The organism is Vibrio sp. 1F279, from assembly GCF_041439815.1.
Lineage (GTDB): Bacteria > Pseudomonadota > Gammaproteobacteria > Enterobacterales > Vibrionaceae > Vibrio > Vibrio tasmaniensis_A.
Genome location: NZ_JBGOOU010000033.1, coordinates 1 through 25941 on the forward strand (window position 1 = coordinate 1; position 25941 = coordinate 25941).

A 25941-nucleotide genomic window follows, 5' to 3' on the forward strand; every position below is an offset into this window, starting at 1 on the left:
ATAGCATGATCTTCTCATTGCAAAAAATCAAGCTCCTTCAATGATCACGGGTATAGGTAACAACACTATGTTGAGCGTATTTAACTTAATTACCCTTCAACAGGCTGTTCGGTATGATTTCTCATACAATCAATGATTTGATTGGTGAATGTCTCGCTATACGTGCCCCTACTCACATATATTGCTGATATTAACCTTGGATGGTTTATTAATTTATTTTAAAGCGTAAAATAAATGGTGCTTGCAAACCGCATTGGTGACAAATTTGTCACCGCGGTTTTTACTTCCAAATTATAGGTTTCCTATGTTCAAGAAACTCTCGCTTAAAAATAAGCTGGCGATCTCTGCCAGCATGGCCATTATCCTGGGGGGGATTTTGGTCGAGGTATTGTCTTTTCGTGCTTCATTGCAACGGTTAGATATTGAAGTTGAACAGCGCTTAGAAGGTGCATCAGCTTCTTACAATCAATATGTATCGGATTGGATCTTATCCAAAGAACGTGCGCTTACTTCACTTTCGAAGGAGTCAACACAAGAAAGCTTGGTGACTCACCTGAAGCAGGTTCGTGATTCAGGGGCGTTTGATAATGTGTTCTTAGCGTTCCCAGATGGCTCGCAAAAAAATGCGAATGGCGTAGTGTTGCCACCGGGCAATGATGATCCACGCGTATGGGGTTGGTACACCAATGCGGTTGCGAACCCAAGTAAGGTGTTCATGGATAACCCAACGGTTGCCGCGGCAACTGGGGCGAACGTTGTGTCGTTGGGTACTGCAATGCAACTGCATGGCCAGCAGGTCGTTTTGGGGGCCGATGTAGAAATTACCGGCATTCTAAACAGCCTTGAAAAAGTGATTCTTCCAGGCGAAGGCTACATGTTTATCGCGACCAACAAAGGCACGGTTTACACGCACGCTGATACAAAGTTGCTGAATGAGAACATTAGCTCGCTAGGGCTAGATTTTTCTGATGTACAGAAGGCACTGACTAGCGGTAAAGACACGGCTATCGAGTTAAATGGCAGCGACTATGTTCTGTACGCACGTGCGATTGATGGTACAAGCCTGATTACTATCAGTGTTGTTAATCATGACTCTTTGGTTGCACCGTTATTTGATGCGGTGATCGGTCAAGTGTTGGTGACACTGTTGGTTGTGATTGTATGTACCATATTGTTTAACCTGCTGTGTACTATTCTGTTCCGTCCGTTGAACCATGTGTCTCAAGCATTGGCGCAGATCGCTAATGGTAGTGGTGATTTAACTCAGCGTATTCATGTTGAGAACCAAGATGAAGTAGGAGAACTAGCACAGAACTTCAACACTTTTGTAGGAAGTTTACAGCAGTTGATTGGTCATATTCGTGGGCAATCAGAGCAGCTTAACAGCCAGTCAGAGAAAAGTACTCAGCGAGCGAATCGTTCGGTGGATGAGCTTAATCATCAACAGCAAGAGATCACCATGGTGGCGACGGCTGTAACGGAAATGGCGAGTGCAACGCAAGAGATTGCATCGCATGCTGAGCAAACCGCAAAAGCGGCACAAGACTCTGCGACAAGCACTAATAGCGGTCACGCCCTGGTTGTCGATACTAAAGGTTCTATCAATAACCTCGCCAATGAAGTGAACGAGGCGGGCAACGTGATCAGCGAGCTAAACAAGCATGCTCAAGAGATTTCAACGGTACTTGCTACGATTCAAGGTATTGCAGAGCAAACTAACTTGCTTGCTTTGAATGCTGCGATTGAAGCGGCGCGTGCTGGTGAACAAGGTCGCGGTTTTGCTGTAGTTGCAGATGAAGTACGTGTGCTTTCTCAACGAACTCACTCTTCAACAGAAGAGATAAAGTCAACGATTGATGTTTTACAACGCACAACGGCTCAAGCGGTTGATCTTATGGAGAGCAGCTCGAAACTGGCAATACATTCCGTCGAAGATGCCGACCGAGCTTCACATGCGCTAGAAGAGATCAACACAGCGGTGGCTTTGATTAGTGATATGGCGACTCAAATTGCTACCGCAGCAGAAGAGCAAACGCACGTGACGGGTGAAATTACTCAGAACATTACGACCATTAAAGATGTTACGGACCACTTAGTTGTGGGCGCACAGGACAGCTTAACTGAGTCGAACGAACTTAAGAGCCAAGCCGCTGGTTTAAGTGACAAAGTGGCGACTTTTAAGCTTGCTTAACTGTGTCACTCACTGATGCCTGATCAGTGAGTGATTGTTAAGCAATAAGTCAAAGCGACGTAGATTACGTCGCTTTTTTTGTATTTGTGAGTAATCAAATTATTTATTAATCAGTTTCTGAAAACTCTTTCAGCGCACTCATTGCAGCTTCTGCTTTCTCTTTCTGAACGAAGATATGGTCATGGTAATAACCAGCAATTACGTTGGCGCTAATGCCGTATGAACCTAGCTTGGTGGCAAAAGCCGCTGTTAATCCAACCGCTTCAAGACTCGAGTGGACCGATAAAGTTATCAGGCTAAATACACCGTCGAAGTCTAACTGAGCTTTGGTCGCAACGCCTTCTTCAAGAACCAGTGTTAAACTTTCCTTTTCACGAAAGGTCGCGATTGGTTCGAGTTGAACATAATCTCCCAATCCCCCGTCTACAGTACAAAAAACATAATCACCTTCAATGAGCTCTGGTGACATGGACTTTAGCAGAATGTCTAAATCGGTAATGGCGGTCATCGTCTTTTTCCCTGCGTAATTGCGTTTGTTTATGGTGTTGTATAATGCAGCCAAGATAGAATTTAGTTTTGCATAAGTAAAATTAATAATACTTATTCCACATCAGTATCGTTAATGTCGAGATTCCTTCCATCTTGATGGCATCGAACAAGTGCTGAGTGGTGAGATGGAGTGGCACTAAGTTCATTATCTCGGTTGTGTTTTAGAACAGCCTGGAGATTGTGTGTTACATTTAAGTTGATACACAACTGGAGATATCGATGATCTGGCTTTCAGTGAAAGTACTACAGATTGGACTTGTCTATGGATACAGGAAGTATCAAAAAACGAAAAGAGCTCCTATGTAGGGGCTCTTTTTTTAGATGGCCTTTTTCTTATTAAAGTGAGACTTTTTTTTGGAACGAACAGTGTTGAAAGAAATGGCGTATTTGTTCGGTTTAATAGCCTGTACCTAAACTGATCCTGAAATGTCATATCACCAATAAGCGAAAGTATGTTGAAAATAGAACAAGTTACCCCTCATATCGGTGCGCGAATCCATGGAGTCGATCTCGCCACATGCAGTGTGACTGAGCTCGATGAGGTTTATCAGGCGCTGATTACCCATCAAGTAATCTTCCTAGGTGATCAAGTACTCTCACCAGAACAACACTTGATGATTGCAGAGCGATTTGGACAGCTCGAGCTTGCGCATCCCTTCTTTCCTCGCGTCGAAAGCGCACCTCAGGTGAGTGTCATCGAAACAACCCGTGGTAATGCACCCATGGAAAGCTATTGGCATACGGATCTAACCTGGCGCAAAGTGCCATCGAAAGCTTCTTTGTTGCATGCTCAACATATTCCAAGCACCGGTGGGGATACGATTTGGTGTTCGATGACGGCGGTTTTCGAGTCATTAGATGAAGACATGAAAGCAAAACTGAGAGGGTTGTCTGCGACTCATTCGCTGGTGGCTTTCGAGGGAGTTGAGCCAGATCAGATAGAGCTTGATTGGCACAAATCACTACTTAAAACCGCGCAGCAAAATCCACCTGTAATTCATCCTGTTGTTCAGAGCCATCCGGAAACCGGTAAAGAAACACTTTATATCAATGAGCAGTTTACCCGTTATATCAACGAACTTGACCGACAAGAGAGTGATATTTTACTTAACCAACTGTTTGAAATTGCACGACGCCCTGAGTTTCAAGTCCGTTTCAAATGGGACAGGGGATCAATGGCTATTTGGGACAATAGGGTCACGCAACATTACGCGGTGATTGATTACGGCGATACTCCAAGAAAGATGTATCGCGTTACAGTGACATAATGCAAACGAAGAGGCGCAGCACTTGCTAAGGCGCGTTATTGGTGTAGCGTGAGCGTATAAATCTGAATCACTTAGGGATGTTGTCTGAGTTAAAGTATGAAACGAGACTTTATTCATCTAAGTCATAATAAAATCAAAAGCGTTGATACATATTTGATTGAAAGCTCACTGCTCTGAGGTGATGTGTAATATACTCAGCGGAAAACATAAGAACCAACATCAAATTTTAGACTTTGTAAACGTTAGGGCTTAGTAAATAAAGTATTTGTATGAACGCGATTCGTAAAGTTTATCAGTACGCAGAACCTAACCTAACCCTTGTGGGTTGGATGGGCTTTGTCGGTTTCCCTGCTTACTACATTGTATGGGAATTCTTGTTTCCGCAACCCTATGAAAATTTAGCCGTGCGTCTGTTTTGCTCGGTATTGTTCCTTGGGATTGTTGTTCGTAATCGTATTCCATTTGATTGGCGAAAGTACCTTCCGGCTTATTATCAAGTCGCTATTACCCTCTGCTTACCGTGTTTTTTCTTTTACATGCTGCTGATGAATAACTGGTCCAACGTATGGGTTATGTCTTTCATGTCGGCTATTTTCCTCCATATTCTATTAGTTCACGTCACCCGAGTGATGTTTGCACAAACCTTCGCTGGGATAGGGATTGCTACCTTGTGTGCGTGGGTGGCACAAGGCTTCTACTTAGAGCTCACTATGGATTGGACGCATGTGCCAATCTTCTTATTTATCTATTTGTTCGGTAACTTATTTTACTTCCGTAATCAGGTGGAACATGAGAATAAGGTGTCATTGGCGAAATCTTTTGGAGCTGGTATCGCGCATGAGATGCGAAACCCACTAAGTGGTTTACTGACATCTATTGATGTTATGCAGTCCATATTGCCGAATCCGAAAAGTGGTGGCCACCAAGGGCAATACGCTTTGAGTAATGAAGAAGTTATACAGTTACGTGAAGTGGGTGATGAAGCGATGGAGATTATTCACTCAGGTAACGAGACGATTGATCTGCTATTGACTTCAATTGATGAAAACCGAGTATCTCGTTCTACGTTCAAGAAACATTCAGCTCAAGCGGTGGTGGAAGGGGCGATAGATAGCTTTAACTATAAGCGCTCAGCTGATAAATCAGCGATCTCTTTAGATGTACAAAGCAACTTTGACTTCTTGGGTAGTGATACCTTGTTGAAGTACGTGATGTATAACTTGTTCAAGAACGCATTCCATCATCGCAGCCCTGAAGATTTTCATATTCATGTCACCATGTGCAGTGATGACGTGACCAATCAAATTATGGTTACCGATAACGGATCTGGTATTTCAAACGATGTCATTCGACGTATCTTCCAGGATTTTTACACCACCGGCCAATCAGGTAACTACGGCTTAGGTTTGCCATTTTGTCAGAAGGTAATGCGGTCGTTTGGTGGAGAGATTAAGTGTAAGTCTGAGGTGGAACAGTGGACGCAGTTCACGATGACTTTTCCATCTTTGACTTCTCACTCTGTGAACGAAATTAAGAGTGAGCTCACTAAGCTAAAGACAGTGTTGATGGTGAGTGACCAGAAAGTACTCTCTGATAAAATTACTGAGACATCACGTTTTATGGGGTTTGACCTCACCGTATTAGACGTTGTATCAGCACTTAAAAATAAGGAATATCAATTTGAGTTCGACTTGATTTTCGTTGATATGGAGAGCTTAGATTTAAGAGCCAATTACCTCGATAGAATTGAATCTTTGCTATCGTTCACTGAAGCGAGAATCATCTATTTGTATGAGCATCATCCCATTAAGCGTGTTCGTAACGTTGTTTTTGAACCGATTTGGGTGGAAACACAAGTTTGGCTACTGAATACCAAAGCCACCATCGAGCGCTTACTTTTCGATTCTAATTACGTGTTGCCATCGGTTGCTGTGAAACCACTAGAGGCGACTAATAAACGTACGATAATGGTGGTGGATGACAACGAATCTTTGCGCCGTTTTACCGCAATGTTATTGGAAAAACAGGGCTTTGACGTTGTACAGAAAGAAGATGGCCAACAAGCGTTAGATGCTTTGGATACCGAGGATGTTGATTTGATTCTGATGGATATCGAGATGCCAATTATGGATGGTATTGAAGCTTCTCGTCGAATCCGCAGTGCAGCCAAAGAATACTCTACAGTGCCGATTATTGCTCACACAGGCGACAGTTCCCCAGTGACATTGGAAAAAATGGAATCGTCAGGCATGTCAGATTTTATTGTGAAGCCAGCGGATAAAACCCGACTGTTCGATAAAATTGCACACTGGATTTGATTGGTTGTACCGTCCGGTTATCCAGCTGAACTAAATAGATAAATAGATAAATAGATAAATAGATAAATAGATGAACACAAGAAAGAGCTCAGCAATTCGCTGGGCTCTTTTTGTATCGCGACATGATAGCGTCTATTCAGTCCTGCCGTTTGTGTTAGTTATAGAATTGGTGTGTACAGAGTTATACGAACTCTAACTCTGGGTGATGGTACGCTTCGTGACAAACTGTGAGCACATGGTCAATGTCTCGTGGTGTCATATCGGCATTCACTGAAAATCGGATGATGTTCTTGTTCTTGCCCGTAGCGGGGCGGCAGAACACCGCACCGAACACATTCCGTTCTTCAAGGAAGTCGCGCACTCGCTCTGTATTTCTCTCATTGCCGCACTCCAACGCAACAATTTGAGACTCGCTGCGGATATTAAAGCCAATTCGTTTTAGACCCGTAGTCAGCGATTTAGCACGCAGGAACAGAGCTTGTCGTTTATCATCTGCACTTTTGATTACCTCTAATGTTTTCTCTAAACGGACCACCTCTTGTGGTAACACGGTCGAGCTGAAAATCGCGGGATAAGCAACAAACGGTAAGGTTTCTGAAAGCAGTTTTGGCCCAAGGATCGCGCCTGCACGATAAGCAAAGGTTTTAGCCAAACTTACGGTGATGAAGTCGACTTGGTTTGTAAGGCCCAATGCGTGAACTATGCCGGCACCATTTTCCCCATGCGTGCCCAATGAATGCGATTCATCAACGACGACGGCACAATCAAACTCCTGCGCCATTTCGTAGATGTCGCGTAGTGGGGCGATGGTCCCAATGGTACTGTAAACCGAATCGACCACAATAACGCCTGAGCCGTGGCGCTCTAACTGTTTACGCAGGTGATTCATATTGTTATGCATAAACGGGTGGGCGATGCCGCCAGCGGCACGAATGCCTTCCCATAGCGACATATGGGCAAAAAAGTCGATATACACCGATGTGTCCGGCGGGCAGATGGTTTGTAATAGTCCTATATTGGCCGCCCAACCTGACTGAGAAAGCAAACAGCTCTCCATTCCGACATAGTTCGCGAGCTCGGTTTCAAACGCAGGTTTAGACTCTTCATCTTGTAAAAAAATTGCAGACATCACTACGTTGTCATCGTGTTCAATAATCGCTGCTTGATGGGCGTCTTGGATCGGTTTGTTGTGTGACAGTGCTAAGTAATCATTGCTCTGCATCACGACGGCATTGCGCTGAGGTCGTTTACCCAATACCAAGTGCTTTTGGCTTTGGTTCTGGGTAATGAGGTCTTGAATATAGAAATTCAAGCGTTCTTCGATAAAGGAAGGTAGTGGTTTGTTTTTTGTTGTATCACTCATAATTATTCTCTTCAAATACGGGAAAACGCCAGCGCCGGCGGTTGTATATTGAAGTTAAAAAGTGATGTGTCATTAGTCAGTTTGCATAATTTTGTATGTGCTAGCAAACTCAGTATTTAAGGGTTTTGAGGCGAGTGGGTTTCCTTACGGTTCGGGGCTTTAACCGAATCAAGATAGGAATAATAGCCTTCTTTTTTATGACAAAAGGCTATTAAAATTCGGTGTTCGAAAGGCTTTTAAAAAGCTGATTTTGAAAGGCTCCGGGCTGTTAGCTGTGAATGTGGATAAGCTCAATTAAGGCATCCAATTGCTGCTTAGTTTCACCCTCTAACGAATACCCAATATTGATGCGTAAGCAATTGCTGTAAAGGTCGAGAGTGCTGAACAGGTGTCCAAGCCTAATATCAATGTTGTGGTCGGCAACTGCCTGAGCAAAGCTTGATTGGTTCAAATTTGGTATTTGTAGCCAAAGTACCATGCCACCTTGCGGGTTACTTATCTTTACTCCTTGAGGAAGGTGCTGAGCCAAATAACTTAGGTATTGCTGGCGCAAAGAGAGAAGCTGAGTACACCTTCTTCTAACGTGTTTTGCGTATTGACCAGATTCGATAAAGTCAGCAACTGCAAGCTGAGTGGGTAGGGCGACGCCATAGCTTGCAGCAGAAAACTGAGCCTTGTATTCGTTAATGAACCTCCCTGGTAAGCACCATCCTAATCGGTAACTCGGTGACAAGCTTTTCGATATTGAACCACACCATAGTACATAGCCGCCTTTGTCGTAGTATTTCGCGGGGAGTGGAGTGTGTGAGGAATAAGAAAGTTCCAGATACACATCATCTTCAATGATCGGTACTTGATAGTGATTCGCTAATTCAGCAAGCTTTTGTTTTTGACTAGCCGACATGTTGATCCCTTGAGGGTTCATATGAGAGGTACAAAAAATCGCGGCATCGACTTGTCTATTCTTCAAATGCGCTTCCAATTGTTGCAAGTCGATACCGTCATCCAGAGATGGGATCTCGATGATTTGTCGCGACATCTTTCCGAGCAACTCCAGAATGCCGTTGAAACAAGGTGAACTAATCGCGATGGTGTCGCCTTCTTTGGTGCACGATTCAAGTGCAGCCTTAATCGCAGACATACAGCCTGCAGTAATCACCATCTCTTCAGGTGAAAAGTGTACATCGAGCTTGGCAAAGTGAGTGGATAATGCCTGACGTAACATTGGCTCACCTTGTGTATCTGGGTAATGGTTTAGCCTGCTGCTCATACGCCGAATAGCGCGGCGAAAACTGCGTTCCAGTTCAACAATCGACTGTTCATCATTGGCGGTGCTAGACACCCCTAAAGATCCATTGATTGAGTTGTGAGTCGATGAGGTTAGCTTGACGCTCGACACTTTACTTTCAAACTGTGCCCACTCTGGGGTTGAACGAGCAGGTTTATGAGGAGAAACAAAATACCCTGCTTGCGGTCGAGAGTGTATCCAGCCTTGTGATTCGAGTTCTTGGTAGCAGCTCACCACGGTCGACATGCTGATGGCTTGTTGTTTAGCTAATTGACGCAGCGAAGGCATGCGTCCACCTTCGGGTCTTTTCCCCGTTTCAATCTCATCAATAAACTGATTGGCTAGCTTTCTGTAGATGCTCATGGTCACGACCGTTGTTAACTGTACTGGTTTTTATTGTAAAAATTGTATCTGTACTGGTTTTATTGATCAAGGGATACTCATTCAAAACAAAGGAGGGGTCAGTATGAAAAGAAATGATTTGTTGTTAGCGGTGTTCGTGATGGCAATTTGGGGATTCAATTTCTCGATGATCAAAATGGGTGTAACCAATGTTCATCCGTTGTTGGCAACCGCCGCGCGTTTCTCGCTAGCGGTGATTCCGGTGATATTTTTTGTAGCAAGACCGAATGTCGCGTGGCGTTATTTAGTGAGTTATGGCTTTGTGTTTGGTGTGGGCATCTGGGGCATGGCTTCATGGTCAATCACCGCTGGGCTCTCATCGGGGCTTTCGTCGGTGTTGCTTTCAACCAATGTGCTAATTGGTATGGCGGTTGGCGTGTGGGTTTTCAAAGAAAGTGCGTCGGTTCGCAAGTTAATGGGTGCGATGTTAGCCATGTGCGCGTTGGCGGTGCTGGTTTCCGCAGCAACGGGCAATGTCACTGTTAATGGCGTGATTCTTATTATGGTCGCAGCGTGTAGTTGGACGTTAATGGGCGTGATTGTTAAAGCGTCTAAAACCACTCAGGCTTTTGCGTTTAACGTGTGGGGCATGCTATTTGCGCCAGTTCCATTAGTGTTGTTTGCGGTGATGCTGCACGGTGACCAAATTATTTGGCAGGCGATAGAACAATGGGATTGGAACGCAACGATTGCTGTGTTGTTTCAGGCTTACCCAACCACGCTATTCGGTTACTGGGTGTGGAATAAACTGTTAATTCAATATCCGTTAAGCACGACAGCGCCGTTAACCTTGCTAGTACCTATATTCGCATTGATCAGTGGCTACTTTATGTATGACGAGGTGCTATCAGTCGCTCAAGTTGTGGCATCTGTACTGTTTCTAGTCGGTATAGGTTTGATAGTGAAGCCTGCTAAGACAACCGTAAGACCTCTTAGGGAAATAAAGACGATTGATTGAGCGTTTTCTAAAAACACAGCAGAATAGCATTGTCGAAAGGATTGACTAATTCGAATTAAATTCTGAAATGATACAAATATCATATTTAATAATGGTTACTTAGTAACCTCTGTTGAGTTTGATATCAAATCAAGTGGCTGATTTTATTGGGTATAGGATAGAGGTCTCAAAAATTATCTTTTAGAACACTAAAGTTTTAAATTCTTATTATGTTGGATTTTTCGGGATATAATATCACATCGTACCTGTTGGTTAGGTGTTTTTTAGCTATATATGTGACTTTACAAGGGAGTTATCTTCCTGATTTGAAAGAATAATTAAATTGATGAGATAAAAAAGTTGGCGAAAATCAGAAGCTTGGCATACACTTTCCTTGTAAATGACCTTATCTCATTGATTGAATAGGGTAAATGCTTTGGCGCTACTGAAGATGGTAGCAATGTATAACATAGCTTTGAGGAAAGTTTTATGGCACTCACTAAAGCCGATTTGGCTGAGAACCTGTTTGAAACACTCGGATACAGCAAGCGGGATGCCAAGGAAACGGTTGAAGTGTTTTTCGAAGAAGTTCGTAAGGCACTTGAAAATGGCGAACAGGTAAAACTGTCTGGTTTTGGTAACTTTGATCTTCGTGAGAAAAACGAGCGACCTGGTCGTAACCCGAAAACTGGTGAAGACATTCCAATTTCTGCTCGACGTGTTGTTACTTTTAGACCGGGACAAAAATTGAAGGCCCGAGTCGAAAATATTAAAATCGAGAAGTAGCCAAGCAATAGACCACGCCTAGCGTGGTCTTTTTGTATCTACGTCTTATGCATCATTTGCTGACTGTCTTGTCACTGGTTTCTCTTAGTGGTATCACCTGACTCTCTTTTCTTAGCTACCCTTCTCGTTAACTACTAATAGTGACATCCCTATAGTTTGCTTTCTGATAGTAATGAACTAATGAAAGCAACGCGAGAGCACTAATAAAAAGAAAGGGCTGCGATTATGCAGCCCTTTGTCGTTCTTGTTTATGGTAAGCGTTTATGCCAGTGGTTATGCCGCTTTAATGTGCGTGGTAATGTACGGTTGCCATGCTTGTTGGTAAAGCTCTAAAGATTGGCGTCTTAGGCTATTGATTTGTGCCGCTTCGATATCGTTGATTGGGCGATGTTCTGCAATTGCGTGACGCTCAATGCCTTGGATGATTTCGTAGAGTTCGTGCTCAGGGCCACTTTTCACATCAGCAATCGCTTTCAAGTGAAGTTGAACCTCTGCAATGATGTTGGTTTTAGGTAAACGAACCAACAAGTTAAGGTCACGGTAGCCAGAATCGGCTGGTGACTTAAACTTGTTTTTCAGCTTAACAACGTCTGCTTCACGGCTTAGCGCTTCGTAAACTTCAACCAAGCTTTCTACATCGTTCGCGATGATAGTTGCACGGGCTAAGTCGGTAATTTTTGTTACATCACCATCAAGCTCAAGGGCGATTTTTTCTTCTGCACGAGCTTGAGATTTAACGCCAGCAAATAGCGCTTCAGAATTGGTGAGTAGGGCAGTACTTTTACAGATAGTTTCTAGTTCAGCTTGGCCTTGATGCGCTTTGCTGTACAGAATATCGAAGTCGGTGTAAGGCTGAGTCGGGCGTGAGTCGAAGGCTTTGATGCCGTAAAGGCCGCTCAAACTATGACGGAATACGTTTGATGAAACTTGGTTTTGCGCAGGAGTGCGCGTTTGATCAGTCGAACTTGTTGAAACAGGTGCTGCTGCGAATGCAGGCGCTCGGCTCAATACCAATAGCATTAGGGCCGTCGTACGGAGAAATACACTCATTCAAACTCCAAAATACAAGGTTACAAAAACGGGTAGTTAAAAGGGGTAACCAGTAACGCACAAGAGTAAAAACAGCTTAACTAAACTCACTACATATTAAATGGGGCTAGCTAAGACCGAAACCAACTCTAACGTTTAATATTGCTTTAAAATGTGAAGATATAGACAAATAATCCAACCGTTAGTTCCGCAATTATTAGAACTTTGAACTTAGCCAGTTTCTGATTTCATCGAAACCAATTTGGTACTTTAAACCAAGCTAAGGTTGCTCTTACCTCTCTATACTGTACCCTTGCATTATGACTGTTTAACATGAACGAAAGATGAATAATCCTGAATTTTGGCACAATAAATGGGCAGCCAACCAAATTGGTTTCCACCTCGAAGATGTAAACCCACTTCTGATTAAATTTTGGGAAAAGACTGAGCCTAGCTACGAGAAGAGTGTGTTTGTTCCACTTTGTGGCAAAAGTGAAGATCTGATTTGGCTAGCTTCAAAGCATGAAGATGTTCAAGGTGTCGAGTTAAGTCAGATTGCGGTTCGCGCATTTTTTGCAGAGCACCTTTACACCCCGACTGTGACTCAAATCAGTGGTCAGCACGAGCTGTATCAATTCGATGAACTGAACATCTACACGGGCGATTACTTCTCAGCGCCAATCCAGCCTGTCGATACCATTTACGATCGCGCGTCTTTAGTCGCATTGCCTGAAGAGATGCGCGTGCAATATGTAGAGCGTTTGAAGCAACTGTTAAAGCCAGGCGGCAAAATCTTATTGGTGACATTGGATTACGATCAAAGTGAGATGGCAGGGCCTCCGTTTAGCGTACCTAAGCTAGAGATCGATCAGTTATTTGCAGGTTATAAGATCACTTTGTTGAATCAAGATATCGCAGATGATGAACACCCTAAGATTGCGAAGAAAGGTTTGTCTCGATTCAGTGAAGAAGTGTATTTGATTGAGTCTGACGCTTAAGCGCAGTGAGCTCTCTAGCGAAAAGACCGCTTCAATAAAAAAGATAACACCAACAAAAAGACGGGCTCGATAGCCCGTCTTTTTTGTTGTTCAGATTTGAAGTCGTGATTGTTCAGAATTTGAATAGCTGGTTAGTAAATTACTTTTACTTTAGAAGCACTCTCAATTGCATCTTCAATCGCAGTCTCAGTGCTGTTGCGACGAGTAAGCGCCACACCTAGACGACGGCGACCATCGATATCAGGTTTACCAAACAAGCGAACTTGCGTTTGTGGTGCGTCTAGCGCCTCTGTAAGACCTTCAAAACGAATGTTGGTTGAAGTGCCTTGGCCCAGAATAACCGCTGATGCACATGGACCGTATTGCGTGATGGATTTGATCGGCATACCGGTAAACGCGCGTACGTGCAGTGCGAATTCCGATGAGTCTTGAGACATAAGAGTCACTAAGCCAGTATCGTGTGGGCGAGGGGATACTTCGTTGAAGATAACGTGATCGCCTTTAACAAACAGCTCGACACCAAAGATACCGTGACCACCTAGTGCATTAACCACTTGTTCAGCGGTGTATTGCGCTGTTTTAAGTGCGTTGTCTGACATGACTTGTGGCTGCCAAGACTCACGGTAATCACCATCTTCTTGGCGGTGACCGATAGGCGCACAGAAATGCACACCGTCGACTGCGCGAACGGTAAGTAGCGTAATTTCGTAATCAAAGTCGATGAAGCCTTCAACGATTACGCGACCCGCGCCAGTACGACCGCCTTCTTGTGCGTAGTCCCAAGACTTTTGAATGTCTTCCTCTGTTTTGATAACGCTTTGGCCTTTACCTGAAGAGCTCATTACTGGCTTAACAACGCAAGGCATTCCCACGAATTCAATAGCGGCAGCGAAGTCTTCAAAGGTGTCTGCAAAGCGGTAAGGAGAAGTGCTCAGTTTTAGCTCTTCTGCCGCTAGGCGACGGATACCTTCGCGGTTCATCGTTAGCTTGGTCGCATTCGCAGTCGGAACGACATTTAAGCCTTGTGCTTCTAGCTCTACCAACTTGCTGGTGGCAATAGCTTCAATTTCAGGAACCACATAATCTGGCTTTTCTAGTTCAATGATCGCTTGAAGTGCATCGCCGTCTAACATGTCTAATACATGGCTACGATGCGCAACTTGCATCGCGGGTGCGTCTGCATAACGGTCACAAGCAATAACTTCCAAACCTAAACGTTGGCACTCGATAGCAACTTCTTTGCCGAGTTCACCTGAACCTAATAGAAGTACACGAGTAGCATTTTCACGAGTAGCAGTACCAAACATAGAAATTCCTTCCGATCTTTTGAACGATTGATTGAAAACGGGGTGATCATACTTATTTCAATGATAAAAGCAAACGTTTGCGCAAGTTGTTGCGTTAATTACAGGTATAAAAAAAGCAGCCCCGTTAAATAGGGCTGCTTATTTGAATTTTTGTTAATTAGATGTACTTAGATTGCTAAGTAAGTCACTGGAATGTCGGGATTAATCGCTTCTAATGTAGATTGCGTATCCGCTAGGTGACTGATGCTACCTTCGGCGATTTCAACCAAAGCTGCACTTTCAATTTGTTCAAAATCGAAGCCAGCCAGTTTAAGTTGAATTAACGCGACTTGCAGAGGAGGTAGGCTCGGGTTGAACGCTGCGTTTTCAGCGTAAGCACCCGTAAAAATTTCACCTGACGTCAGTTGTAGCGAAACACCACTTAGGTTTTTGGTGTAAGGAGCATGGCTGCGGTTTAGTGCTGCTAGCGCTTCTACAACAATAGGCGTTGTTTCTTCGGTCGTGTACTTATGATCAAGCTTTGTCATTAGGCCTGTTGTTACACCTAAATCAGCAGGGCCGAACGAGTCTGGTAGGTACTCTTGCAGAGACATTTCATCACGTTGTGGAAGCTGAACCTTAAGCTCTTTCGCTGTGGTCAGTTCGTTCATGAATTGACGACAGTGACCACAAGGGCTGAAGTTGATGGTGATATCAGAGATACCTTGTTCGCCTTTCATCCAAGCGTGGCTGATTGCAGATTGCTCAGCGTGTACTGTTTGGCCAAGTTGAGCACCAGCGATTTCAAGGTTTGCACCAAAATACAGAGTGCCAGACAAACCACGCACGATTGCACCAACATAAAAGTCAGATAACGGAGCGTAAGAATAGGCTGCGGCAAAAGGAAGTAGCGCAATACGTAGCTCGTCATCCGCTAAACCACTTGCTTGCAGTAGGCTAGCAAATTGTTCTGGAGACAAGGTCGCGTCAAAGTTGTCTGCTAATACGATGTCACTCAAAAGTGCTTTGATTGCTGTTGGAGCACTTTCCAGCGCCAGGGTAATACGACTGTTCATGTTGAATCCTTAATTGACCTTAGGCTTTAATTCTATGTAATGCTCAGGAATTTTCTGTGACATTTATCACCACTTCGTTGGTTTTGTTACATTGGTTTGCATAATTAGAGTGAGGTCACAGATGAAATCGATTGCAAGAGTAAAAACTACCATTGATATCCCATTTATTGGCCTAAACAGGGCGCGATTTGGCTGCTATTGCTAAATAAATGCGAATAAAAAGCCCAAACAGACACTGTAATAAACAGCATTCTGGTTGGGCTGAATCGCGTAGTGATCGTTTAGGTTAAGAATAGAACCAAACCACGAGCGAAAATATACTCGGTGCGATGATTGAGGTAATGACGCCGCAAAGCACAAGAGCCAAAGAACTGAATGCTGCATCTTCCTGATTCTTTTCAGCACAGGTTGCAGTGCCTAAAGCGTGAGATACGGTACCCATGGTTAAACCTCGGGCAATAGGGCTCTTAATACCAATGAGATTGTAGATTGGGTAAGCAAAAATCGCCCCAAACAGACCAACAATCAATACCAGTATTGCCGCAATCGCTGCTTCACCACCTAAATGGCTCGATACTTCCATCGCAATTGGTGTGGTGACTGACTTACCTAATAAACTCGCAATCAAACTTAAGTCTGCTTTAAAAGCCACAGCGATCAATGCTGTCGTTGTCATCGACATCACACTGCCTAGTGTGCAAGCAAAGGTGATGATGCGCCAGTTGGCTCTGATTTGAGGTAGCTGTTCATAAAGCGGATAAGCAAGGGCAACTACCGCGGGCTGCAGCATGTAGGTAATCCAGGTATTGTCCGCATAGTAAGTCTCAAACGGTACTTTGAAGAACGTGAGTATCGGAATGATGATACCAATGCTGATCAGCAGGGGATTACACAGTGGTGAGTTAACTTTTTGACTTACCCAGCGAGCAAACAGGAATACCACGATGGTGAGTAGAATCCACATGATCAGTTACCTCTCGAAAGCAAGCGGTCTAAAAACCATGATAAGGACACCAACACCAGCAACGTGCCACCAACGGCGCTCGCCATAATTGGCAATGCGTTCGCGATGAGCATGTCGAAGTGATCCATCAACCCAACACTGATCGGAACAAACAGTAAGATCATTAGGCGGATAATCAAGCTTGCACCGGGTTGTACCCAGTGCGAAGGAACAATACCAATCACCATGGCGGCAAACAGAATCAACATGCCAAAAATACTGCCTGGGATTGAGGTATCCAAAAAGTGCTGTAACGCGTTACCTACTGTAAGTGCACCTATGATTAAGGTGAAGGAGATTAAGCAGTAAACCAGTTGGATCAATCTTTCTTTCAAAGTGTTACGTCTCTTGATAATGGAATTAACTAGCTAACTTTTCTACGTATTGATAAACCGCCTTCAAGATAGCCATTTTCTTCTCGTCACTTTCATGTTCGTGCGCGAGGTTTTCAAGGTTGAGCATGTACTCTTCTAAACGGCACTCATAAAACTCACGACAATGGTTTGCCCATTTCAATTGCTCAGCTTCGTCGAGCGTCCATGGGAAGTTACGTGCACGGTAACGGAACAGTAACGGTTTAATACGTTCGTCACTGAAGGTGATATCCAAAACTGCCAAGTTGTTCGGGTCAGTTTCACGAATGATGTTCATCGCTGTTTTATCAGCAGGTGAAAAGAAACCGTCGTAAAGGTGGGTATCAACATCATCACTTTTTTCGTACTCGCGCTCTTGAGAGTACAGGCCAATGAGTTTTTCGCGGATCTCTGGATGTTCGCGCAGCAGTGCCAAGTTCTTCAAGCATTGTTGGCGATCGATACCGATGGTTTCGGCATTTTCAGCCGTCAGCGTTTTGGCTGGAGCAAGAATAGGGCACTTGTTCAGTTGAACCAATTTGATGGGTACGGGTAGCTCGTCTTCACTCAGTTCACTGCGTTTGGTGTAGAGTCTGTCTCTGAGTTCATCAGCGTCCAGTTCTAGTAGTGGGCTTGGATCTTTAGCTAAATCAACCACGATAACCGCATTTTGATTAGTTGGGTGCCAAGCCATAGGCACAATCCAGCTTGTGTAGTTGCAGTCACGGCCAAACATGCCCGAAACGTGCATCAATGGTGTCATGTTTACGATATCAACTAGGTCATTTAGCTTACGCTTATGACGCATGTTGTAAAGGTAATCGAACATCTTAGGTTGTGCAGCTTTAAGCTTCTTTGCTAACTCGATGGTCGCAATAACATCGGCCATCGCATCGTGCGCGTTCTCGTGTTCAATGCCGTTTGCCACAGATAGGTGTTCCAGTTTGAAACTTGGATAACCTTCTTCGTTCTCTGGCCAAACAATGCCTTCAGGGCGCAGTGCGTGAACAGCGCGCATTACATCGAGTAGATCCCAACGAGAGTTGCCGTTCTGCCAGCTCCACGCATATGGGTCGATGAAGTTTCGGTAACAGGTGTAACGCGTTACCTCGTCATCAAATCGAATACTGTTGTAACCAAGGCTTGTGGTGTTTGGTTTGGCCAACTCAGCATGGATCTTAGCGATAAACTCTGGCTCAGGGAGACCTTGTGAAGCCGCTTTCTGTGGCGTGATACGGGTGATCAACGCAGCTTCAGGCGCAGGGAGGTAATCAGCAGGAGGTTGGCAATAGATAACCAGAGGCTCTCCAATAACATTGAAATCTTGGTCGGTACGAACACCCGCAAACTGACTCGGACGGTCTTTTGCTGGGCTAACGCCCCACGTTTCGTAATCGAAAAAGAAGTAGGTCGGCTGATTATCTGAACTCATTGAAATTCCTGAACAGCAAGCGCAGAACGTTTACTGTGGCTGAAGGTTAGTTTTGTTCAGTATCTGATAGTATGCGGTACGCGTGCAACCCAGATCACAAATAAATTATCGGAAAACGGTGCTTTACTATTCAATCGAGTCGGTGGGGATGCCTTTGAATCCAGTTGAGGCGGTTTCTTAGTTAATACAATCTGTCTATCGTCCGTTTAATCCGATGGAGGTGAGAGTATCAACAGGACTTTCTGTTTGATGGTTAGCTCTCGGTTTCTCAAATCTTTGAATATAGCCTTCCATTCTTGAAAGGTGACGATTATAGGGTTAAAACTGTTTACAGGCTTAGTGACGCCGTAACGCACGGTTTCAATTTCAGGTTCGAACGTACCAAACAACTTATCCCAAATGATCAAAACACCGGCGTAGTTCTTATCGATGTATTGCGGGTTTTTGCCGTGATGTACTCGATGATGCGAAGGGGTGTTAAAGATGTATTCAAGTGGTCCCAAGCTTCGTATCCATTGTGTATGGACAAAGAACTGCAAACCTAGATTCAGAAGCACCACAAAGATGACCCATTTAGGGTCAAAACCTATGATGACCAACGGTACCCAGAATAGCCACATCCCAGCAAGTGGGTACATTAAGCTTTGACGGAAAGCCGTACTGAAGTTCATCTGTTCTGAGCTGTGGTGCGCGACGTGTGCTGCCCACATCCAGCGAACACGATGGCTTGCTCTATGGAACCAGTAATAGCAAAAGTCTTGCAACACCATCAACACAATGAAACTCAGCACGCCCATGTCGATGTCCATTAAACGCCAACCAAACATCAAGAGATACAACTGCACGACCAATAACCCGGTGATCAAATCGGAGAGTTGATGCATTCCCGCAAGCGTGAAGTTACACATCACTTCTGAAAGTTTATAGCTGGAATTATCTGGCAATCGACCTTGCTTCTGACCGATAAAATACTCAGCCAACATGCACACCACGAATAAGGGCGCTAATACCAGCAGTAGCCATTCTGGGTGATTGATTAATGCGTCGATATTCATGTTTTATCCTTGTTGAGACGCTATACGCGTTCTTAGTATCAAGTTTACTTAGACTTGCTCGCCTGAGATTCAATCAGCAGAATTACGTTACCAGCGAGCAAAGTGATCTTCTGTTAGGCCAAGAACACCATCGAGTTGATGTGTCACTCCATTGTTGTCTTCAATCGAGCCAGAAAAGTGACCAATGAACTGACGAAAGTTACTCTTTAACAGCCATAAATTGAGCTTTTCGCTGCGGTTATTTAAGGGCGTAAAGGTCAGGTTTATACGTTCATCTTGTGATGTTATCTGCCAAGGCAAGTTCGTGTCTTGGCGACTGAACGTAAACTGTACCGGGTTAAGCAAGTGTCTGGTTCCATTGACCCATAACACGTTTTCGCAGCCTCCAGTCTCATTCACGCCCGCCGCGAGGTTTAGGCCAATATCTGTGCCATTGGATTGCGTGTTGATACTTGCCCAGCGCCAACTGGTCTCACGCCTCATGTAACCCGCTGAAAAGTCATAACCGGCACGAGCTTGTTGGAGAACGAGTGATTCTCCTTTGATTTGGATTTCACCGCTGATGCGCAAAGCATTGTGCTTTTGAGTGTAAGTCCAACCTGAATAACCCGTTGGGCTGCACATCGCCATGGGCAAGCTGTCGGTTTCAGGCTCTAAAGCGATATCGGCCTTGATGAGTTTGGTATTCAATCGAACTTGCCATTGTCCGCCTTCAATATTAAAGATGATGCTTTGGCCTGCAATGTTTGTCGTGCCGTCAAATGGCGAAGCGGTAACTTGTTTATCAAACCCTAATGGCCTCAACCAAGATGACTCTTCTAGATGGTTGTTTTCAATATCGTACAGATAACAAAATGCCGAGCCTAAGTAGCGAATATCCGCGATTGCCACGCCGATAATGTGCGTTTCGGTGACGATACTGACAAATTGAAATTGCTTGTAGTGGAAGTGCTTCTGCCAAGAGTTTGCTTTTGCATCCATCGAGTTTCGGTAGTCAAAGTTCTCGATGTTCAGGTGCTTTGGGATGCCATCGAAATGCCCAATGATCGGCTGACCATTAGAATCAATCAAACTGTATGGAGCAGGATTCGTTTTTATCATTGCGATAGTTCACATAAATTTAACAACTAAAGCCATTGTGCGATGAGTAGCGTAGAATTGGGAGGTCATATTCGGACAAGAGCGCGTTACCAATCACGATTTTGTCAGTAGTGTTGTTGAAGCTGAGTAGTCATGTTTATGGGAATGGGCTCGATATAAGGAGAGACGATTGGAGATTATCGCGGAGTATAAGCCGACCGGACATCGGCATCAGTTGGGTACATTAGATATCGCGCTGCTGTTGAATACGTTAGAGCAACGAGGTCTCGATATTGAAAGGTTACTCAATGATGTGGGTTTGCCGAACATGGATTGGCGAGACCGGAATGGAAAGTTGACTTACGCTGACAAGCTTTCGTTATTTAGCGCGGCGAATCAGAGCTTTCCTCACGATGGCTTAGGGCTTTGGCTGGGGGAACACGCTAGCTTGAGCCACTTTGGTGTGTTGGGTTATGCGCTATCGACCAGTCAAAATGTCGGGGAGGCCATCAAGTCGGGCTTTAAATATCTGCGTCTGAACGGTCCTATTTTCTCGGTTAAATTATTTCTAGATTCCGAGCAAGCGGTGATTCAGATTGAGAACACCTTGGAAGTGGGTGATCTCCTTCCTTTCTGCAGTGAATATTTCTTAAGTTCAATCGTCTCTTTGTTCAAAGAACTGACTGGTCATGAGTTGGATATTCATACTTTGGCTTTGCCTTATGCTCGCCCTAACTACGCCAAGCTCTATGACGACCGTTTCCAGTGCCCGGTGATTTTTGAGCAAAGCCATTGTGAACTGCGTTTTGATGCCTCGGTTTTATCACAAACCTTATTGACTCATGATGCCGCGACACTGAAGCGCTATCTTGCGTCTTGCCAGTCGATAGTCGAAACGCTGGACTCTGAGCACCTGCTGACTAACCAGATCAAAACGATCTTTTATCAAACCGCAGGCAGTTTCCCAATTATAGAACAACTCGCAGAAGAGTTTGGTTGTAGCTCTCGTACACTCAGGCGAGAGCTAGTGACCCATGATTCCAGTTATCAAATATTGCTTACCGAAGTTCGAGTGGAACTGGCCAAAGAGCTGTTACTCGGCACAACCATGAGTATCGATGACATAGGTGAAAGGCTCGGTTATAGCGACCCAGCTAATTTCAGGAGGGCGTTTAAAGGGTGGCTCAATAAGACGCCCGCGCAGTTTCGTGACGGTTTAAGTTAAAGCGTTACTTGCTAAAAAACTGTTCCCTGAAATCGGATACTTGCTGCTGATAATAACTGTCCCAATCGTGTTGAGTCCAAGTGCCATAACTTGAGGTTCGCTGAAAGTCTAAGGTCGCTTTGAGCTGATCCAGTTGCTCGTGATAACTCATCACGGTTTGTTGCTGTTGCGCGACTTGCTGTTCTCGCGCGGCAATGTTGCTAGCCTTCGCTTCATCTAAGTAGGCATCTTGAAGGTCGGCTTTGACTGATACTATCTCAGCAGGGCTATAGCTGCTGGGTATCAAAGAGACTGCCAATTCATATTTTTGAAGCTGTGTTTCGGCGTTTAACGTGTCCGTATTGTTTTGCCATTCACTAAGCAAATCTTGATAGTTGGCCAAAAACTGGCTCGCTTCGTTTTCTTTAAGGGTGTTTGCGTCGAGCGTAAAATCTAGATGCGCAAACTGGTCTGCGAATAGCTGGTGGGCCAACTCGCCCCATATTTGCTGTGCAGACTGCTTGAATAAGGCAACACGATCTTCAAGAGTCTCTATGGATTCAAGTGGGATGGTACTTTGGGCTAATTGCCAGTCGACTGATAACTGCGGATAGTCGCTCAGTAACTCAAACCATATGCTCGGCAATTCTGATTTCAATCGTGCGAGTTGCTCAGTGCAGTCATCGCGTTGTTGGCAAAGCGCCCAGAACCCATCGAGTTCATCGAATAGAGCTTTACCTTCAAGTTCGCTTAAGTTTTCAGCATTCGTTTCCCCGCCCGATGATTCAGCTTCGGCTTGTTTATTCTGTGATGCTGCATTTCCCGAACTGGCGGTTGCAGTTGGTGTGAAATTATCTTCAGCAGTTGTCGCAGAAACACGCGGCTTAGGTCCTGTGTGTTGAGCAGAAGATAGCGGTGTTTCAGTGGATTTTGATGACCACGAATAGCCAACAATGCTCGCCGTTAAGACGAGCACTAGGATTAATATAACTCGATGCATTATGGATTCACCGAGTTACTTGATGACAGCGCTAACAGGGAAGTGGTCTGAAAGGTTGTAGTGCTTCCATAACTCACTGCTTGTTGATCTTGGGACATACACGCGATTGTCATTATGAGCTTTGGCGGCATATTCCGAGCTCACTACCACATAATCGAGATACTCAACGTTCTCGCCACCCGACATAGGTTCGCCCGCAAAGTTGTTGATGCGTGGGTCAAAGGTAGAAGCGGTGTAACCTGAGTATGTTGGTTCATCAGCCTGCAGGTTAGCGAACATTTGTTGGTAGTCGTCTGGGAACTTCAGCTTGTTCACGTTGAAGTCACCGCTGTAAATAACCGTTTCAGAGGTTGGTATTTCCAGTGATTGAGCAAGCTGACGCATCTGCTTGAATTGACGTTGTCGGTAGTCACGAGCGGTGTCCGTATCGAATGATGCGGTGTGAGTGCCAAACACGTGGTAAGCCTGACCGTTTTTGATGACTTCAGCGTAATTCACGCCTTTATCAGCGAAACAATCTGTGCCTGTACAATCAGGGAACACGTATTGCGCTTCGTTGACAATAGGGTAGCGGCTCACAATTATCACACCGCCGTCATAGATGTTAATCCCATCTTTATCGAGCATTTTGGTTTGATAAGGATACTCTTTTGCAAGTTCACGCAAGAATTCATCTCTGCCGTTAGCAAACACCTCTTGTAGCGCCAACACGTCATAGCCCTTTACGTATTGAGGGATCAGGTCATAGCGGTCACCAATATGCGAAGCGATGGCAGGCAGTGCCCAGATGTTATAAGTCATGACTTTGAGTGTATTGGCATTTGGCTCTGGTTGCTCATCCACTTTTGGTGGAGTGATGGTGTAATAAATATCATCGTAGCGCGCCGTAGAATCGGCTTTAAGTGCTAGCTCTGCATTGACCCCGAACGCATCGGTTGTGCTGCGATGAATATTACGGTCGTCATGCAACGTTAGGTTGACGTCTGCGGCGCTTAAACCATGTTGCAGTGTCGAGTTGTACCAATGACCCTTCATGGTTTGGTTGAGCGTGACACTCTCACCCACAGCGTTCGATACCACAGTGTCAAACTCATAGGTCTTCCCAGATTTCACACCAGTCCAGCGGTTAAAACTGATCAGCTTCTTCGTCTCCCAAGGACCAATCTGTTCAACATGCTGTTGCCACTCATCACCGAGTTGAAGCAAGTCGGTCCCAGTGTGGTTGGCTTGAATGGTCATCACTTGATTGGTGTTATTGGTGAGATACACGTCGGTATCTGCGATCGCAGAGGTCGAAGCGATTGATGTGGATGCCACAAGTGCAGCTAACCAAGTCCATTGAGTTTTCATCGTTTACGTTATCCTTATTGATTGATGTCTAGAATAACGTAGTCAAGAGTTATGACATTGGAGTTATAACTCTATGGCATTTATTCAAATATGAGATATATGCCAAGGTTTTATAAAATTGATTAACCATTGAAAATTAACATATTGTCTTGTTGGAATGATAAATGGTACGCGCGCGAATAATAGAATCAGGTAATGGTTTTGAGTCGGTAGATCAGCCAATGTTGGCGTGCTTAAACGAAAACTGTTTGTTCGGGGAGAGCAGAGGTTGTGAGCAACTGGAAGGGAATATGGACACAGCTTAGAGCTATCAGCACAAATTTTGCGATTGTTCTGTAATTTATTCTTGTTCAGTAAACAGAAACCTCAAAAACAGGTATGATAGTGTCGTTTTTAATCTTGAACTGGGAAAGTCATGGCAAAGTTAACACTCCAAGAGCAAATGCTTAAAGCTGGCTTGGTAAATGAGAAAAAATTAAAGAAGGCGAAGAAGGGCTCTAAAAAGTCTCGCGTTCAGTCTCGTGAAGCAAAAGCGGCAGCAGAAGAAACTAAACTGGCGCAGCAAGCGAAAGACAAAGAGTTAAACCAACAGTTGAAAGAACAGCAGTTGAGCAAAGAAATTAAAGCTCAAGTGAAGCAACTGATTGAGATGAACAAGATCGAACAGAAGAACGGTGAGATCAAATACAACTTCACCGACGGTACGCTAGTTAAATACCTTTACGTAGAAGAGCTGACTCAAAAGCAACTAAGTAAAGGCATTCTAAGTATTGCTCGTCAAGGCGAGAGCTACGTTGTTATTCCAACAGCAGTAGCGAACAAGATTGCTATGCGCGACGAAGAATCTATCGTTGATACGCAGGCAGGTAGCGCAGACGAAGTAGACGAAGATGACCCGTACAAAGACTTCGTGATCCCAGATGATCTAATGTGGTAATTGCCCGTTAGTACTGAGTAGAAGCACGAATTAAAAATGCAGCTGACAATCCTTCGATTGTGGCTGCATTTTTTGTTTATGAGCTGTGAATCTTCTAGATACTAAATGACCACTAACTAGCTAACTAGTTAGGTCATGGTTGAAGCGATCAGGCGTCTCCGGGCTTCTCACGTTTGCTGTTCCAACCCATAAAGTTGTAAAGGTTGTAACGAGCAAAACCCAATTGTTCATGCAATGCAAAGTCTGTAACTGCGAAGTTGTACCACAATGGTAACCATGAAATTTGAGCAGCCATGTAGTCGGCTCGTACTGGGACGACGTTTAATCCAAAATGATTAAAGTAGAGTTCACTACGACGAATATGTAGGCCTGATGAAACAAGAACAATGTTGTCGAACTGGTGATGCTTCATTAGGTCACTGGTGAGCTGCGCGTTTTTCCAAGTGTTGACGCTATTCGATTCTTGAATGATATCGGCTAGTGGAACGCCGAGTCTAAGCAACTGCTGTTGATAAACTTCCGCTTCGGTTACACCATTATTTTGTGCATCTCCACCACTAACAATCACTTTGCATATGGTTTGAGCCTTCGCACAGTTTTTATATTGGCTTGCCGTTTCATTGATGCGACCGAACGAGAAAAAGGTCGGCTCAAATTCTTGTGTACTTGCGATGAGTTGAGTACCAGCACCAAGCAAGACAATGGCATTGTGAGAGGTCCACTGAATGTCAGGTTTGCGCTCATAATTGGCTTGCAGGTCGTTTAGTAGATAGCGAGGGATTAAACCCGAACCAATCAATATAAATAAAGAGAGAAGAAGAAGTTTGATAAAACTAGAGGTTTTTCGCCACTGAAATAAACGTGTAACGCCAACGAAGACTAGAAGAAGTAATAATATAATAAAGCTCATGAGGATCCTGTTATCGAACGGGTGCCAGAATGATGTGACATATTGAAGCGGTGCATCATATATCAGTTTGGCTGATGTTTCATGGCTAACTTATTGTACTATTGAACAAATATAGAGTTTTGCGTT

At 44.4% G+C, this 25941-nt stretch carries 22 protein-coding genes; 8 read left to right on the forward strand and 14 right to left on the reverse strand.

Annotated features, from left to right (window positions below; all coding sequences use genetic code 11):
* Positions 1 to 304 precede the first annotated feature (304 nt).
* Positions 305 to 2191, forward strand: a complete 1887-nt coding sequence (locus ACED60_RS19885) for a methyl-accepting chemotaxis protein (protein ID WP_371728291.1) — start codon at positions 305 to 307, stop codon at positions 2189 to 2191.
* A gap of 106 nt (positions 2192 to 2297) precedes the next feature.
* On the opposite strand, the gene ACED60_RS19890 is transcribed toward ACED60_RS19885, so the two are convergent.
* Positions 2298 to 2699: an ACT domain-containing protein gene (locus tag ACED60_RS19890; protein ID WP_012604152.1), complete on the reverse strand. Its 402-nt coding sequence runs from the start codon at positions 2697 to 2699 to the stop codon at positions 2298 to 2300.
* A gap of 493 nt (positions 2700 to 3192) precedes the next feature.
* Here ACED60_RS19890 and ACED60_RS19895 point away from each other — a divergent pair, with 493 nt between their 5' ends.
* Positions 3193 to 4008: a TauD/TfdA dioxygenase family protein gene (locus ACED60_RS19895; protein ID WP_371728292.1), complete on the forward strand. Its 816-nt coding sequence runs from the start codon at positions 3193 to 3195 to the stop codon at positions 4006 to 4008.
* A gap of 269 nt (positions 4009 to 4277) precedes the next feature.
* Positions 4278 to 6326 (forward strand): response regulator, encoded by a 2049-nt coding sequence (locus ACED60_RS19900; protein WP_371728293.1) that lies wholly within the window; start codon positions 4278 to 4280, stop codon positions 6324 to 6326.
* 181 nt (positions 6327 to 6507) lie between these two features.
* Here the strand turns inward: ACED60_RS19900 and cqsA are convergent, their stop codons facing one another.
* A complete protein-coding gene (cqsA, locus tag ACED60_RS19905; protein WP_269336333.1) occupies positions 6508 to 7689 on the reverse strand; it encodes an alpha-hydroxyketone-type quorum-sensing autoinducer synthase in 1182 nt (393 codons plus the stop codon).
* A gap of 268 nt (positions 7690 to 7957) precedes the next feature.
* Entirely contained in the window at positions 7958 to 9340 is a 1383-nt protein-coding gene (locus ACED60_RS19910) for a PLP-dependent aminotransferase family protein (protein ID WP_371728294.1), read from the reverse strand.
* 103 nt (positions 9341 to 9443) lie between these two features.
* Here ACED60_RS19910 and ACED60_RS19915 point away from each other — a divergent pair, with 103 nt between their 5' ends.
* Together ACED60_RS19915 and ihfA are read left to right on the forward strand one after the other, a co-directional pair.
* Positions 9444 to 10337, forward strand: coding sequence for an EamA family transporter (locus ACED60_RS19915; protein ID WP_029225334.1), 894 nt, complete (start codon positions 9444 to 9446; stop codon positions 10335 to 10337).
* A 468-nt stretch (positions 10338 to 10805) separates the two neighbouring features.
* Positions 10806 to 11102, forward strand: coding sequence for an integration host factor subunit alpha (ihfA, locus tag ACED60_RS19920; protein WP_004734853.1), 297 nt, complete (start codon positions 10806 to 10808; stop codon positions 11100 to 11102).
* A 273-nt stretch (positions 11103 to 11375) separates the two neighbouring features.
* On the opposite strand, the gene ACED60_RS19925 is transcribed toward ihfA, so the two are convergent.
* The gene (locus ACED60_RS19925; RefSeq protein WP_017059130.1) at positions 11376 to 12152 is read right to left on the reverse strand and encodes a RelA/SpoT domain-containing protein; all 777 of its coding nucleotides are present in this window, start codon (positions 12150 to 12152) and stop codon (positions 11376 to 11378) included.
* Positions 12153 to 12475: 323 nt separating this feature from the next.
* On the opposite strand from ACED60_RS19925, the gene ACED60_RS19930 reads away from it, so the two are divergent.
* On the forward strand, positions 12476 to 13129 hold the full coding sequence (locus tag ACED60_RS19930; RefSeq protein WP_009846951.1) for a thiopurine S-methyltransferase: 654 nt from the start codon (positions 12476 to 12478) through the stop codon (positions 13127 to 13129).
* A gap of 131 nt (positions 13130 to 13260) precedes the next feature.
* On the opposite strand, the gene purT is transcribed toward ACED60_RS19930, so the two are convergent.
* From purT to ACED60_RS19965, 7 genes are all read right to left on the reverse strand, one after another.
* On the reverse strand, positions 13261 to 14436 hold the full coding sequence (purT, locus tag ACED60_RS19935) for a formate-dependent phosphoribosylglycinamide formyltransferase (RefSeq protein ID WP_102258542.1): 1176 nt from the start codon (positions 14434 to 14436) through the stop codon (positions 13261 to 13263).
* Positions 14437 to 14603: 167 nt separating this feature from the next.
* Positions 14604 to 15491 carry a cytidine deaminase gene (gene cdd, locus ACED60_RS19940; protein ID WP_065676922.1) on the reverse strand — a complete coding sequence of 296 codons (888 nt, stop codon included), beginning with the start codon at positions 15489 to 15491 and terminating at the stop codon, positions 14604 to 14606.
* Positions 15492 to 15777: 286 nt separating this feature from the next.
* Complete coding sequence (locus tag ACED60_RS19945) at positions 15778 to 16455, reverse strand: LrgB family protein (RefSeq protein WP_012604141.1); 678 nt, start codon at positions 16453 to 16455, stop codon at positions 15778 to 15780.
* A gap of 2 nt (positions 16456 to 16457) precedes the next feature.
* Positions 16458 to 16829 carry a CidA/LrgA family protein gene (locus ACED60_RS19950; RefSeq protein ID WP_009846947.1) on the reverse strand — a complete coding sequence of 124 codons (372 nt, stop codon included), beginning with the start codon at positions 16827 to 16829 and terminating at the stop codon, positions 16458 to 16460.
* Between the two features lie 25 nt (positions 16830 to 16854).
* Positions 16855 to 18279, reverse strand: coding sequence for an exodeoxyribonuclease I (gene sbcB, locus ACED60_RS19955; RefSeq protein WP_371728295.1), 1425 nt, complete (start codon positions 18277 to 18279; stop codon positions 16855 to 16857).
* A 206-nt stretch (positions 18280 to 18485) separates the two neighbouring features.
* Positions 18486 to 19334 (reverse strand): sterol desaturase family protein, encoded by an 849-nt coding sequence (locus ACED60_RS19960; protein WP_371728296.1) that lies wholly within the window; start codon positions 19332 to 19334, stop codon positions 18486 to 18488.
* Between the two features lie 87 nt (positions 19335 to 19421).
* Positions 19422 to 20435, reverse strand: coding sequence for a DUF2804 domain-containing protein (locus ACED60_RS19965; protein ID WP_102534797.1), 1014 nt, complete (start codon positions 20433 to 20435; stop codon positions 19422 to 19424).
* Positions 20436 to 20604: 169 nt separating this feature from the next.
* On the opposite strand from ACED60_RS19965, the gene ACED60_RS19970 reads away from it, so the two are divergent.
* Entirely contained in the window at positions 20605 to 21639 is a 1035-nt protein-coding gene (locus ACED60_RS19970) for an AraC family transcriptional regulator (protein ID WP_102534796.1), read from the forward strand.
* 4 nt (positions 21640 to 21643) lie between these two features.
* Here the strand turns inward: ACED60_RS19970 and ACED60_RS19975 are convergent, their stop codons facing one another.
* Together ACED60_RS19975 and ACED60_RS19980 are read right to left on the reverse strand one after the other, a co-directional pair.
* Complete coding sequence (locus ACED60_RS19975) at positions 21644 to 22594, reverse strand: chromosome partitioning protein ParA (RefSeq protein ID WP_371728317.1); 951 nt, start codon at positions 22592 to 22594, stop codon at positions 21644 to 21646.
* Positions 22595 to 22633: 39 nt separating this feature from the next.
* Entirely contained in the window at positions 22634 to 23968 is a 1335-nt protein-coding gene (locus ACED60_RS19980; RefSeq protein ID WP_371728297.1) for a sphingomyelin phosphodiesterase, read from the reverse strand.
* A 415-nt stretch (positions 23969 to 24383) separates the two neighbouring features.
* On the opposite strand from ACED60_RS19980, the gene ACED60_RS19985 reads away from it, so the two are divergent.
* Positions 24384 to 24905, forward strand: coding sequence for a DUF2058 domain-containing protein (locus ACED60_RS19985; protein WP_371728298.1), 522 nt, complete (start codon positions 24384 to 24386; stop codon positions 24903 to 24905).
* A 148-nt stretch (positions 24906 to 25053) separates the two neighbouring features.
* Here ACED60_RS19985 and ACED60_RS19990 read toward each other — a convergent pair whose 3' ends face one another.
* Entirely contained in the window at positions 25054 to 25815 is a 762-nt protein-coding gene (locus tag ACED60_RS19990) for a YdcF family protein (protein WP_017102192.1), read from the reverse strand.
* Positions 25816 to 25941: the final 126 nt, after the last annotated feature.

Excerpts from the sequence above, each read along its gene's own strand:
- ihfA (WP_004734853.1), top strand. The coding sequence starts at position 10,806 with ATGGCACTCACTAAAGCCGATTTGGCTGAGAACCTGTTTGAAACACTC.
- ACED60_RS19930 (WP_009846951.1), top strand. The coding sequence starts at position 12,476 with ATGAATAATCCTGAATTTTGGCACAATAAATGGGCAGCCAACCAAATT.
- ACED60_RS19990 (WP_017102192.1), bottom strand. The coding sequence starts at position 25,815 with ATGAGCTTTATTATATTATTACTTCTTCTAGTCTTCGTTGGCGTTACA.
- ACED60_RS19960 (WP_371728296.1), bottom strand. The coding sequence starts at position 19,334 with ATGAATATCGACGCATTAATCAATCACCCAGAATGGCTACTGCTGGTA.
- ACED60_RS19980 (WP_371728297.1), bottom strand. The coding sequence starts at position 23,968 with ATGAAAACTCAATGGACTTGGTTAGCTGCACTTGTGGCATCCACATCA.
- ACED60_RS19890 (WP_012604152.1), bottom strand. The coding sequence starts at position 2,699 with ATGACCGCCATTACCGATTTAGACATTCTGCTAAAGTCCATGTCACCA.
- ACED60_RS19985 (WP_371728298.1), top strand. The coding sequence starts at position 24,384 with ATGGCAAAGTTAACACTCCAAGAGCAAATGCTTAAAGCTGGCTTGGTA.
- purT (WP_102258542.1), bottom strand. The coding sequence starts at position 14,436 with ATGTTTGGTACTGCTACTCGTGAAAATGCTACTCGTGTACTTCTATTA.
- ACED60_RS19910 (WP_371728294.1), bottom strand. The coding sequence starts at position 9,340 with ATGAGCATCTACAGAAAGCTAGCCAATCAGTTTATTGATGAGATTGAA.
- ACED60_RS19965 (WP_102534797.1), bottom strand. The coding sequence starts at position 20,435 with ATGATAAAAACGAATCCTGCTCCATACAGTTTGATTGATTCTAATGGT.
- ACED60_RS19900 (WP_371728293.1), top strand. The coding sequence starts at position 4,278 with ATGAACGCGATTCGTAAAGTTTATCAGTACGCAGAACCTAACCTAACC.
- ACED60_RS19915 (WP_029225334.1), top strand. The coding sequence starts at position 9,444 with ATGAAAAGAAATGATTTGTTGTTAGCGGTGTTCGTGATGGCAATTTGG.
- cqsA (WP_269336333.1), bottom strand. The coding sequence starts at position 7,689 with ATGAGTGATACAACAAAAAACAAACCACTACCTTCCTTTATCGAAGAA.
- ACED60_RS19895 (WP_371728292.1), top strand. The coding sequence starts at position 3,193 with ATGTTGAAAATAGAACAAGTTACCCCTCATATCGGTGCGCGAATCCAT.
- ACED60_RS19945 (WP_012604141.1), bottom strand. The coding sequence starts at position 16,455 with ATGTGGATTCTACTCACCATCGTGGTATTCCTGTTTGCTCGCTGGGTA.
- ACED60_RS19925 (WP_017059130.1), bottom strand. The coding sequence starts at position 12,152 with ATGAGTGTATTTCTCCGTACGACGGCCCTAATGCTATTGGTATTGAGC.
- cdd (WP_065676922.1), bottom strand. The coding sequence starts at position 15,491 with ATGAACAGTCGTATTACCCTGGCGCTGGAAAGTGCTCCAACAGCAATC.
- sbcB (WP_371728295.1), bottom strand. The coding sequence starts at position 18,279 with ATGAGTTCAGATAATCAGCCGACCTACTTCTTTTTCGATTACGAAACG.
- ACED60_RS19885 (WP_371728291.1), top strand. The coding sequence starts at position 305 with ATGTTCAAGAAACTCTCGCTTAAAAATAAGCTGGCGATCTCTGCCAGC.